The organism is Pseudomonas sp. FW305-28, assembly GCF_017351395.1.
In the GTDB taxonomy this organism is placed as follows: Bacteria; Pseudomonadota; Gammaproteobacteria; order Pseudomonadales; family Pseudomonadaceae; genus Aquipseudomonas; species Aquipseudomonas fluorescens_AA.
Genome location: NZ_JACNDD010000192.1, coordinates 1 through 10,960, shown reverse-complemented (window position 1 = coordinate 10,960; position 10,960 = coordinate 1). Strand labels below are relative to the sequence as shown.

Annotated in this window: 11 protein-coding genes; 9 read left to right on the top strand and 2 right to left on the bottom strand. The window is 63.0% G+C overall.

The window, feature by feature from the left end:
• From J4E53_RS27750 to J4E53_RS27740, 3 genes are all read left to right on the top strand, one after another.
• Positions 1-848, top strand: an 848-nt coding sequence (locus J4E53_RS27750) for an ATP-binding cassette domain-containing protein (RefSeq protein WP_207268234.1), incomplete at its 5' end; no start/stop codon positions are given.
• Between the two features lie 11 nt (positions 849-859).
• Positions 860-1,966 (top strand): ABC transporter permease, encoded by a 1,107-nt coding sequence (locus J4E53_RS27745; protein ID WP_103311284.1) that lies wholly within the window; start codon positions 860-862, stop codon positions 1,964-1,966.
• Positions 1,966-2,892: an ABC transporter permease gene (locus tag J4E53_RS27740; RefSeq protein WP_060739311.1), complete on the top strand. Its 927-nt coding sequence runs from the start codon at positions 1,966-1,968 to the stop codon at positions 2,890-2,892. The genes J4E53_RS27745 and J4E53_RS27740 overlap by 1 nt, the downstream gene beginning before the upstream one ends.
• 76 nt (positions 2,893-2,968) lie before the next feature.
• Here J4E53_RS27740 and J4E53_RS27735 read toward each other — a convergent pair whose 3' ends face one another.
• On the bottom strand, positions 2,969-3,397 hold the full coding sequence (locus J4E53_RS27735; protein ID WP_103311286.1) for a hypothetical protein: 429 nt from the start codon (positions 3,395-3,397) through the stop codon (positions 2,969-2,971).
• An 80-nt stretch (positions 3,398-3,477) separates the two neighbouring features.
• Here J4E53_RS27735 and J4E53_RS27730 point away from each other — a divergent pair, with 80 nt between their 5' ends.
• The 3 genes from J4E53_RS27730 (at position 3,478) to J4E53_RS27720 (ending at position 6,146) form a co-directional block, all read left to right on the top strand.
• Positions 3,478-3,828 (top strand): MerR family transcriptional regulator, encoded by a 351-nt coding sequence (locus tag J4E53_RS27730; protein WP_053118143.1) that lies wholly within the window; start codon positions 3,478-3,480, stop codon positions 3,826-3,828.
• Positions 3,829-3,853: 25 nt separating this feature from the next.
• Entirely contained in the window at positions 3,854-4,540 is a 687-nt protein-coding gene (locus J4E53_RS27725) for an SDR family oxidoreductase (protein WP_060739313.1), read from the top strand.
• A gap of 247 nt (positions 4,541-4,787) precedes the next feature.
• Positions 4,788-6,146 carry an 8-oxoguanine deaminase gene (locus J4E53_RS27720; RefSeq protein ID WP_207268233.1) on the top strand — a complete coding sequence of 453 codons (1,359 nt, stop codon included), beginning with the start codon at positions 4,788-4,790 and terminating at the stop codon, positions 6,144-6,146.
• 124 nt (positions 6,147-6,270) lie between these two features.
• Here the strand turns inward: J4E53_RS27720 and J4E53_RS27715 are convergent, their stop codons facing one another.
• Complete coding sequence (locus J4E53_RS27715) at positions 6,271-7,362, bottom strand: calcium:proton antiporter (protein WP_060739315.1); 1,092 nt, start codon at positions 7,360-7,362, stop codon at positions 6,271-6,273.
• Between the two features lie 334 nt (positions 7,363-7,696).
• Here J4E53_RS27715 and J4E53_RS27710 point away from each other — a divergent pair, with 334 nt between their 5' ends.
• From J4E53_RS27710 to J4E53_RS27700, 3 genes are all read left to right on the top strand, one after another.
• Positions 7,697-8,779 carry a BMP family ABC transporter substrate-binding protein gene (locus J4E53_RS27710; protein ID WP_060743084.1) on the top strand — a complete coding sequence of 361 codons (1,083 nt, stop codon included), beginning with the start codon at positions 7,697-7,699 and terminating at the stop codon, positions 8,777-8,779.
• 146 nt (positions 8,780-8,925) lie between these two features.
• Positions 8,926-9,891 (top strand): 2-oxoglutarate and iron-dependent oxygenase domain-containing protein, encoded by a 966-nt coding sequence (locus J4E53_RS27705; RefSeq protein WP_103311345.1) that lies wholly within the window; start codon positions 8,926-8,928, stop codon positions 9,889-9,891.
• 84 nt (positions 9,892-9,975) lie between these two features.
• Positions 9,976-10,929 carry an adenosine deaminase gene (locus J4E53_RS27700; protein ID WP_103311346.1) on the top strand — a complete coding sequence of 318 codons (954 nt, stop codon included), beginning with the start codon at positions 9,976-9,978 and terminating at the stop codon, positions 10,927-10,929.
• Positions 10,930-10,960: the final 31 nt, after the last annotated feature.

Genomic DNA, 10,960 nt, shown 5'->3' with positions numbered 1-10,960 from the left:
AACTGATGGTCGGCGAAGCGGCCGGGCTGATCACGGACTACCCCAAGGTCAGCGCAGACATTGCCTTCCTGCAAATCGACAAGCTGTCCTGGCACAACCCGGACCCATTCGGCTGCTCGCTGAGGGAGATTGATCTTGAAGTCTGCAGCGGCGAAATCGTCGGCATCGCCGGGGTGGCGGGCAACGGCCAGGACGAATGGCTGGCGTTGCTCAGCGGAGAAACGCAGCTGCCCCGCCAGCAAGGCGAAACGATCCGATTCGCCGGGCAACCCGTCGCGCACCTGCGCCCCGATGCCCGTCGTCGACTCGGCCTGGCATTTGTCCCCGCCGAACGCCTGGGCCACGGCGCTGTGCCGCAATTGAGCCTGGCAGATAACGCCTTGCTCAGCGCTTTCCAACAGGGCCTGGTCAGTCATGGGCTGATTCGACGCCGCCAGGTCGAACACCTGGCCGAGGAAATCATCCGTCGCTTTGGCGTAAAGACACCTGACACCCGAACCCCGGCACGCAGCCTTTCGGGAGGCAACTTACAGAAATTCATTCTTGGCCGGGAAATCCTCCAACAGCCAAAACTGCTGGTGGCCGCGCACCCGACCTGGGGCGTGGACGTCGGGGCCGCGGCGACCATCCATCGCGCCCTGATCGCCCTGCGCGATGCGGGCGCGGCCATTCTGGTGATCTCCGAAGACCTCGACGAACTGTTCCAGATCAGCGACCGCCTCGGCGCCTTGTGCGGCGGGCGCCTGTCAGCCTTGCGCCCCACGGGCGAGACCCGGCTCAGCGACGTCGGCGGCTGGATGGCCGGCCAGTTCGACGCCCCTCAATCCCCTGCCCCCGCGCCGGTATAACGGAGTTCCACATGCTGCTTTCTCTCGAACCCCGCGGCCAGCAATCGCGCCTGATGCTCTGGTGCTCGCCGCTACTGGCCGCCGTGTTGACCCTGGGCTGCGGCTCGCTGCTGTTCATCACCCTGGGGCATGACCCGTTGCAAACGCTGTACACCCTGTTGATCGCCCCGATCAGCGACCTGTACGGCGTGTCCGAGTGGCTGGTCAAGACCTTGCCGATCCTGCTCTGCGCCCTCGGTCTGGCAGTGGCCTATCAGGCGCGGATCTGGAACATCGGCGCCGAAGGCCAACTGCTGCTGGGCGCCCTGGCCGGCAGTGCCTTGGCGGTGAACATCATCGGCGTGCAAAGCCGCTGGGCATTGGTGCTGATCCTGCTGACCGGCACCCTGGCAGGGGCGGCTTGGGCCGGACTCACGGCGTGGCTGCGCACGCGTTTCAATGCCAACGAAATCCTGACCAGCATCATGCTCAATTACATCGCCCTGAACCTGCTGCTGTTTTGCGTTCACGGGCCGTTGAAAGACCCGGCGGGTTTCAACTTCCCGGAGTCGGCGATGTTCGGCGAGGCCAGTCGCCTGCCATTGCTGCTGGAGGATGGCCGGGTCCATGCAGGGCTGTACTTCGCCCTGCTGGCCTTGGTGGCGGTGTGGGTCTTGCTGCAGAAAAGCTTCGTCGGTTTTCAGATCAAGGTGCTGGGCCTCGACGCCCGCGCCGCCGGTTTCGCCGGCTTTCGCCAGAAGCCGCTGGTGTGGCTGGCGCTGTTGATCAGCGGTGCGCTGGCCGGGCTGGCCGGCGTCTGCGAAGTGACCGGGCCGATCGGCCAACTGGTGCCGCAGGTGTCGCCGGGCTACGGCTATGCGGCGATTACCGTGGCATTCCTGGGACGGCTCAATCCCATCGGCATTCTGTTTGCCAGCCTGTTGATGGCGTTGCTGTACATCGGCGGTGAGAGCGCGCAGATGTCGTTGAACCTGCCCCAGGCGATCACCCAGTTGTTCCAGGGGATGATGCTGTTTTTCCTGTTGGCCTGCGACGTGCTGATCCTCTACCGGCCACGCCTGAACCTGCGCTGGACCCGGCGCGCCCGAACCACTGCGGTACAGGCAGGAGCCCTGTGATGGATATCGACCTGTTGAGCAATATTTTCTACGCCATGGTCCGCTGCGGCACACCCCTGCTGCTGGTGGCCCTGGGTGAATTGGTCTGCGAAAAAAGCGGCGTCCTCAACCTGGGCCAGGAAGGCATGATGCTGTTCGGCGCGGTGATCGGTTTTATCGTCGCGTTCAACAGCGGCAACCTCTGGCTCGGCGTGCTGCTGGCGATGGCCGCCGGGATGCTGTTGTCGGCATTGTTCGCGCTGGTGGCACTGGTGTTCAACGCCAATCAGGTGGCCACCGGGCTGGCGCTGACGATTTTCGGGGTGGGCCTGTCGAGTTTTGTCGGCGCGGCCTGGGTCGGCAAACCGCTGGCGGGATTCGAGCCGCTGGCCATTCCCTACCTGAGTGACATCCCCTTGATCGGACGGATGCTGTTTGCCCAGGATCTCCTGGTTTACCTGTCCTTCGCACTGTTTGCGCTGGTGGCGTGGGTGCTGATGAAAAGCCGCACCGGATTGATCATCCAGGCCGTCGGCGAAAACCCCGACGCCGCCAGCGCCATGGGCCTGCCGGTGTTGCGGGTGCGGACCCTGGCGGTATTGTTTGGCGGCGCCATGGCCGGGTTGGCCGGCGCCTATCTGTCGTTGGCCTACACGCCGATGTGGGCCGAGAACATGAGCGCCGGCCGTGGCTGGATCGCCCTGGCCCTGGTGGTATTCGCCAGTTGGCGAGTGTGGCGCCTGCTGTTGGGTGCCTACCTGTTCGGCCTCGCCAGCATCCTCCACCTGGTGGCCCAGGGCTTGGGGCTGGCGATTCCATCGAGTCTGCTGGCGATGCTGCCCTACGCCGCGACCATCGTAGTGCTGGTGCTGCTGTCCCGGGATGCCGTGCGCACCCGGCTGTATGCGCCGGTGTCACTGGGGCAGCCTTGGCAGGCGGGGCATTGAGATAGACCGCGGCGCACCTATCGCGAGCAAGCTCGCTCCCACACTAGCCCAGGTGAACACTGAGCTCAGGTTTGACTCAGGCCCCCTGTGGGAGCGAGCTTGCTCGCGATGAGGCCCGAACAGGCAACACCTGAACCACGCCCCACACCACCTCCAGAAACAGGAAAACCCACAACACCGCACTGGCCCCATGAAGCAGCGCATACAACTGCCAGGCCGCAAACAGAAACCGCCCCACCGCGTCATACCGTCCGTACAGCGGTTGCGGATCACGAATCCGCAGCACCGCCCACACGCAGACAATCGAGCCCAGCAAATTCACCATCAGCATATGTGCCGGCGCAAACGGCGGCAGTTCTCCAGGCAGGTCAAATAGCTGAGTCAGGCTCATCAACACACCATGCAACGCCGCAAAGCTCCAAGGCGTGGCCAGCACAGCCGACACGATAAGGTCGTACCAGGCGCTGCCGCGCACCACCTGGCGATATTGCATCGAACTCCACATACACATTGCTCCAGATAATTGGGGAGCGAAAAGGCTAAAGCCTGGGGTATGCTCCAAGGTCAAGCCCTCCGGAGTTGTTCATGCGTATCGGTGAATTAGCCCAAGCCTGCGCCGTCAGTCGAGACACGTTGCGCTTCTACGAACAGCGGGGCCTGATCGCGGCAACGCGCAGTGCCAATGGCTATCGCGACTACCCCGCCGACGTGGTCCAACTGGTGCTCTATATCAAGACCGCCCAGCGCCTGGGCTTTACCCTGGGCGAGATCGGCGCCAGCGTCGCCGCCCTGTGGAACGCCCCCGACCCCGACTGCGCGGTAACGCAATTGCTGCAAGACAAACTGAACCTGATCGAAACCCGCATGACCGAACTCGACGCGTTACGCCACGAGCTGAAACAACGGCTCGGGCAACGTTGTCCATTAAACCCGTGACCTTTTTCTTTCAAGGATGCCCCTCATGACTTCGGCAAGAAACGCATTGATCATCGGCGCCTCCCGGGGCCTGGGCCTCGGTCTGGTGAAGACGCTGCTCAGCGATGGCTGGAACGTGACCGCCACCGTGCGCAACCCGCAGAACGCAGAAGCTTTGAAGGCGCTGGGCCCGGTGCGCATTGAAAAACTCGACATGGACGACCAGCAAGCCGTCATCGCACTGAGCCAGCAGCTCAAGGGCGAGACCTTCGACCTGCTGTTCGTCAACGCCGGCGTCAAAGGCCCGGACAACCAGAACCCAGGCGGCGCGACGCTGGCGGAAGTCGGCCAGTTGTTCTTCACCAACGCCGTGGCGCCGATCAACCTGGCCCAGCGCTTCGTCGGCCAGATCCGCGACGGCAGCGGCGTGCTGGCGTTCATGAGTTCGGTGCTGGGCAGCGTGACCATGCCCGACGCGCCGGAACTGGCGCTGTACAAGGCCAGCAAGGCGGCGCTCAATTCCATGACCAACAGCTTCGTCAGCCAACTGGGCGAGCAGGCATTGACCGTGCTGTCGCTGCACCCGGGTTGGGTCAAGACGGACATGGGCGGTGAAGGCGCGGACATCGATGTCGAGACCAGTACCCGCGGGCTGATCGACCAGGTCAATGCCTTCGCCGGCAAGGGTGGGCATCACTTCGTCAACTACAAGGGCGAAACGATTCCCTGGTAACCCATCTTTCCTCTGTGGGAGCGAGCTTGCTCGCGATAACGGCCTCACATCCAACATGGATGTCGACTGATCTACCGCTATCGCGAGCAAGCTCGCTCCCACAGGGTTCTCGACCTGACACTGGATCTGCGCCCGGCAACCTGAGTAAACTCCGCACCTCGCCCTATCCAACGGGCGACCCTGGATCAGCAGACAGGGCATCACTGAGCTGGCTAACCTGAACCCACTTTCAGAGGAGCCGGCCACCATGCCTGCGACCCGTACCTGGTTAAAAAATCCCCTCGCCATTTTCACCGCCAACGACCTCGATGCCCGTGGCGGTCTCGTCCTGCAGGACGGTGTGATCGTCGAACTGCTGAGCGCCGGCCAACAACCCGCCCAGCCCTGCGACCACATCTTCGACGCGCGCGAGCATGTGATCCTGCCGGGGTTGATCAACACCCATCATCACTTCTACCAGACCCTGACCCGCGCCTGGGCGCCAGTGGTGAACCAGCCGTTGTTCCCGTGGCTGAAGACCCTCTATCCGGTGTGGGCGCGGCTGACCCCGGAAAAACTCGCCCTGGCGAGCAAAGTGGCCTTGGCCGAATTGCTGCTGTCGGGCTGCACCACGGCGGCCGACCATCATTACCTGTTTCCCCAAGGCCTGGAACAGGCCATCGACGTGCAAGTGCAAAGTGTCCGTGAGCTGGGCATGCGCGCGATGCTGACCCGCGGTTCCATGAGCCTGGGCGAGGCCGACGGAGGCTTGCCGCCGCAGCAGACCGTGCAGCAGGGCGAGGTGATTCTCGCCGACAGCCAGCGCTTGATCGCCGAGTACCACGAGCGCGGCGACGGCGCTCGGATCCAGATTGCCCTGGCGCCCTGCTCGCCGTTTTCGGTCACGCCCGAGATCATGCAAGCCAGCGCCGAGCTGGCGGAGCGACTCGATGTACGCCTGCACACGCACCTGGCCGAGACCCTCGATGAAGAGGCCTTCTGCCTGCAACGCTTCGGCCTGCGCACCGTGGATTACCTGGACAGCGTCGGCTGGCTCGGCCCCCGTACCTGGCTGGCCCACGGCATTCATTTCAACCCGGATGAAATCGCTCGCCTCGGCGCCGCCGGCACCGGCATTTGCCATTGCCCCAGTTCCAACATGCGCCTGGCCTCTGGCATCTGCCCGACCCTGGAGCTCACCGCCGCTGGCGCCCCCATAGGCCTGGGGGTAGACGGTTCGGCGTCCAACGATGCCTCGAACATGATCCTCGAAACCCGCCAGGCGCTGTACATCCAGCGCCTGCGCTATGGCGCTCAAGCGATCACGCCGGAACGCGTACTGGGCTGGGCGACCCGCGGCTCGGCGCAACTGCTCGGGCGCAGCGATATCGGCGAACTGGCCGTGGGCAAGCAGGCCGACCTGGCGCTGTTCAAGCTCGATGAACTGCGTTTCTCCGGCAGCCACGACCCGATCTCGGCCCTGCTGCTGTGCGGTGCGGACCGGGCGGATCGGGTGATGATCGGTGGGCAATGGCGAGTGATCGACGGGCAGGTCGAGGGACTGGACTTGAAGGGGCTGATTGCCGATCACAGCCAGGCGGCGCGGGAATTGATCGCCGGCGCCTGATCCAACCCAAATCCCCTGTGGGAGCGAGCTTGCTCGCGATAGCGCCAGATCAGTCAACATTGATGTTGAATGGCTGGCCGCCATCGCGAGCAAGCTCGCTCCCACAATGGATGCTGTATTGGGCCTAGAGGCCCAGCAGGGACAACATGATAAACGTCGCGAACAACACAAAGTGGGTCATGCCTTCGATGGCATTGGTTTCACCATCATTGAGGTTGATCGCGCTAACGATCAGGGTGATGAAGATCATCACCGTCTGCACCGGGGTCATGGCCATCTGGAAGGGCTGGCCGGTGTAGAGGGCCATGGCCTCCATCACCGGTACGGTGAGGATCACGGTGGACAGCGACGCTCCCAACGCAATGTTCACCACCGACTGCATGCGGTTCGCCAGGGCGGCGCGCAGGGCGGTGAGGATTTCCGGTGCGGCGGAGATCGCGGCCACCAGGATCGCCGTGACCACCGGCGGTGCGCCCGAGCCTTCCAGGCCCAGGTCGAGGGCCTTGGACATGACTTCGGCGAGGGCGCCGATCACCACCACGCCAAACACCAGTGCGCCGATGGAAAGCGTCAGGCTGATGGGTTCCGGCTCGTTTTCCACCGGCTCTTTCTTGCGGCGTTTTTCCGGGTAGCTATAGCTGAAGAAATAACTGTGGGGCCCGACCTGCATGCGCAGGAACAGGGTGTACAGCACGATCATCGCGCCGATGGTGAAGGCCGAATACATTTTCCAGTTCTGCTGGGGAATGAACTCCGGCACCACCATCGACACGCCCATGGCCGTAAGAATCATCACGCTGTAGGTACGCGCCGAATCGTCGTTGTAGGCCTGCTCGCCATGCTTGATCCCGCCCATCAGCGCCGCCAGCCCGAGGATGCCGTTGATGTCGAGCATCACCGCCGAGTAGATCGTGTCCCGCACCAGGGTCGACGACGCTTCGTTGCTCATCATGATCGCCAGGATCACCACTTCCACCAGCACCGCCGACAGGGTCAGGATCATCGTGCCGTAGGGATCACCGACCTTTTCCGCCAACAGCTCGGCGTGATGAGCCACGCGCATGGAGGCGGCGACAATGAAGCCGATCAGCACCAGGCCGCCGATCAACGCCACCCCTTGCCCGTTGCCCAGCAACCAGTGCTCTAGCGGATAGGCCATACAGGCGGCGACCAGCGCCAGCAACAGCAGTTTTTCTTGCTTGATCAGCGTGAGCATCGCGGGCCTGTCACTGTGAGCGGGGTCATGAGTTACTGACTGTAGGGGGCGGCGAACGTTTCGTTCGGTGTGATGCACCAGAGGGTGGCGTTTGCAGGCAGGGCGCACCTTTATTGTTCTCAAGGGCCTCATCGCGGGCAAGCCTTGCTCCCACAAGTGCGCCCGCGATACCTGTAGGAGCAAGCCTTGCTCCCACAAGTGCGCCGCGATACCTGTGGGAGCAAGGCTTGCCCGCGATGGCGGCATCAAGACGTCGAACATTTGTTGTCTTGTTGGTCAGCATTTTGCATTGATGCTGCACAGCCAACCTCACAACAAAATGGAGTTCGAGTTCATGCACAAACGCCCCTTGAAGCAGTTGCTTTGCGCCGTCGTCGCAGCCGTCGGCCTGGGCGCCGGCCTGAATGCCAGTGCCGCCGACCCGCTGAAGGTCGGCTTCGTCTACATCGGCCCGATCGGCGACCACGGCTGGACCTATCAGCATGAACAAGGGCGCAAGGAGCTGGCGGCGAAATTCGGTGAGCGGATCACCACCAACTACGTGGAAAACGTGCCGGAGGGGGCCGACGCCGAGCGGGTGATCCGCAACATGGCCAAGGACCAATACGACCTGATCTTCACCACCTCCTTCGGCTACATGAACCCGACGCTGAAAGTCGCCAAGCAGTTCCCCAAGGTGATCTTCGAACACGCCACCGGCTACAAGCAGGACAAGAACTTGGGCACGTACCTGGCCCGCACCTACGAAGGCCGCTACGTCGGCGGTTTCCTCGCGGCCAAGATGACCAAGACCAAGAAGATCGGCTACGTCGCCTCCTTCCCGATCCCGGAAGTCATCCGCGACATCAACGCCATCCAACTGGCCCTGAACAAATACAACCCCGGTACCGAGATCAAGGTGGTGTGGGTCAACTCCTGGTTCGACCCGGGCAAGGAAGCCGACGCCGCCAACGCGCTGATCGACCAGGGCGTGGACGTGGTCTTCCAGCACACCGACAGCCCGGCGCCGATCCAGGCCGCCGAACGACGCGGCGTCTATGCGGTGGGCTACGCTTCGGACATGGCTCACTTCGGGCCCAAGGCGGTGCTGACGTCCATCGTCAACGACTGGGGTCCGCATTACATCCAGGCGACCCAGAGCGTGCTCGACCACAACTGGAAATCCCAGGATTACTGGGGCGGCCTGAAGGAGGGCACGGTGAAGCTGCCAATCAGCGACCTGGTGCCGGCAGCGGTCAAGGGCGAAGCCGAGCAGATCATCGCCGACATCGAGAGCGGCGCCTTCCACCCGTTCACCGGCCCGATCAAGGACCAGGCCGGCGTCGAGAAAATCCCCGCGGGCGCGAGCGCCAGCAACGCGGAACTGGCGTCGATGAATTACTACGTCGAAGGCATGAAGGCCGAGATTCCCAAATAGCTCCCAAACCCACCTCAATACCTTTTGTGGGAGCGAGCTTGCTCGCGATTACGGACCGACATTCAATATCTGTATTGGCTGGCCCACCGCGATCGCGAGCAAGCTCGCTCCCACATGGGGCTCCTATTTCAAGTCAGGACAGCCGCATGAACAGCCTGCCCATCATCGACATCAGCCCGCTCTACGGCGATGAACCCGACGCCTGGCAAGCCGTCGCCGGGCAAATCGACCGCGCCTGCCGCCAGTGGGGCTTTTTCTACATCAAGGGCCACCCCATCAGCCCGGCGCGCATCGCCGAGGTGCTGGGCAATGCTCAACGCTTCTTCGCCCTGCCCGTCGAAGAAAAGCTCAAGATCGACATCACCCAGACCCGTCACCATCGCGGCTACGGCGCCGTCGCCACGGAACAACTGGACCCGACCAAGCCCAGCGACCTGAAGGAAACCTTCGACATGGGCCTGCATTTGCCGGCCGATCACCCCGAGGTGCTGGCGGAAAAACCCCTGCGCGGCCCCAACCGACACCCCGACCTGAACGGTTGGGCACCCCTGATGGAGCAGCATTACCGTGACATGCAGGCGCTTGCGCAAACCCTGCTGCGGGCCATGACCCTGGCCCTGGGCATCGAACGGGACTTTTTCGACACGCGCTTCAACGAGCCGGTGAGCGTGCTGCGCCTGATCCATTACCCACCCCGCGATACCGCCAGTTGCGCCGAACAGCAAGGTGCCGGCGCTCATACCGATTACGGTTGCATCACCCTGCTCTACCAGGACGCCGCCGGCGGCCTGCAAGTGCGCAACGTCAACGGCCAGTGGATCGACGCACCGCCCATCGACGGTACCTTCGTGGTCAACCTCGGCGACATGATGGCGCGCTGGAGCAACGACCGTTACCTGTCCACGCCGCATCGGGTGATCAGCCCGCTGGGAGTGGACCGTTATTCGATGCCATTCTTTGCCGAGCCGCACCCCGACACGCTGATCCAATGCCTGCCCGGTTGCCAGGATGACGCCCACCCGCCAAAGTACCCGACCACCACCTGCGCCGAATTCCTGCTCTCGCGCTTCGCCGACACCTATGCTTACCGACGGGAGGCCCACGCCGAGTAGTGGATCAGCCGGTCAGGTTTTACCCGACAGGGCGGCCAGCCCCCTGTAGAATGCCCGCCATCGCTTCGCTGATGAGAAAAGACCATGTACGACTGGCTGAACGCCCTGCCCAAGGCTGAACTGCACCTGCACCTGGAAGGCTCCCTGGAACCCGAGCTGCTGTTCGCCCTGGCCGAACGCAACAAGATCGCTCTGCCATGGAACGACGTCGACACCCTGCGCAAGGCCTATGCCTTCAACAACCTCCAGGAATTCCTCGACCTGTATTACCAAGGTGCCGATGTGCTGCGCACCTCCCAGGATTTCTACGACCTGACCTGGGCCTACCTGTTGCGCTGCAAGGCGCAGAACGTGATCCACACCGAACCGTTCTTCGACCCGCAAACCCACACAGACCGTGGCATCCCGTTCGAAGTGGTGCTCAACGGCATCGCCGCCGCCCTCAAGGACGGTGAGCAGCAACTGGGCATCACCAGCGGCCTGATCCTGAGTTTCCTGCGTCACCTGAGTGAAGAACAAGCCGAGAAAACCCTCGACCAGGCGCTGCCGTTCCGCGAGGCTTTCGTGGCCGTCGGCCTGGACAGTTCGGAAATGGGCCATCCACCGAGCAAGTTCCAGCGAGTCTTCGACCGCGCGCGCAACGAAGGCTTCCTGACCGTCGCCCACGCCGGCGAAGAGGGCCCGCCCGAGTACATCTGGGAAGCCCTGGACCTGCTGAAGATCGAGCGCATCGACCATGGCGTGCGGGCCATCGAAGATGAGCGACTGATGCAGCGGATCATCGACGAACAGATTCCATTGACCGTATGCCCAATGTCCAACACCAAGCTGTGCGTGTTCGACGACATGTCGCAGCACAACATCCTCGACATGCTCGAGCGCGGTGTGAAGGTGACGGTGAACTCCGATGACCCGGCCTACTTCGGCGGCTACGTCACCGAAAACTTCCATGCCCTGCACACCCACCTGGGCATGACCCAGGACCAGGCCAAGCGCCTGGCACAGAACAGCCTGGATGCGCGGCTAGTAAAACCTTAGGCCAGACAATCAACCCTGTGGGAGCGAGCTT

Coding starts and splice junctions, on each gene's coding strand:
- J4E53_RS27745 (WP_103311284.1), top strand. CDS start 860: ATGCTGCTTTCTCTCGAACCCCGCGGCCAGCAATCGCGCCTGATGCTC.
- J4E53_RS27740 (WP_060739311.1), top strand. CDS start 1,966: ATGGATATCGACCTGTTGAGCAATATTTTCTACGCCATGGTCCGCTGC.
- J4E53_RS27735 (WP_103311286.1), bottom strand. CDS start 3,397: ATGTGGAGTTCGATGCAATATCGCCAGGTGGTGCGCGGCAGCGCCTGG.
- J4E53_RS27730 (WP_053118143.1), top strand. CDS start 3,478: ATGCGTATCGGTGAATTAGCCCAAGCCTGCGCCGTCAGTCGAGACACG.
- J4E53_RS27725 (WP_060739313.1), top strand. CDS start 3,854: ATGACTTCGGCAAGAAACGCATTGATCATCGGCGCCTCCCGGGGCCTG.
- J4E53_RS27720 (WP_207268233.1), top strand. CDS start 4,788: ATGCCTGCGACCCGTACCTGGTTAAAAAATCCCCTCGCCATTTTCACC.
- J4E53_RS27715 (WP_060739315.1), bottom strand. CDS start 7,362: ATGCTCACGCTGATCAAGCAAGAAAAACTGCTGTTGCTGGCGCTGGTC.
- J4E53_RS27710 (WP_060743084.1), top strand. CDS start 7,697: ATGCACAAACGCCCCTTGAAGCAGTTGCTTTGCGCCGTCGTCGCAGCC.
- J4E53_RS27705 (WP_103311345.1), top strand. CDS start 8,926: ATGAACAGCCTGCCCATCATCGACATCAGCCCGCTCTACGGCGATGAA.
- J4E53_RS27700 (WP_103311346.1), top strand. CDS start 9,976: ATGTACGACTGGCTGAACGCCCTGCCCAAGGCTGAACTGCACCTGCAC.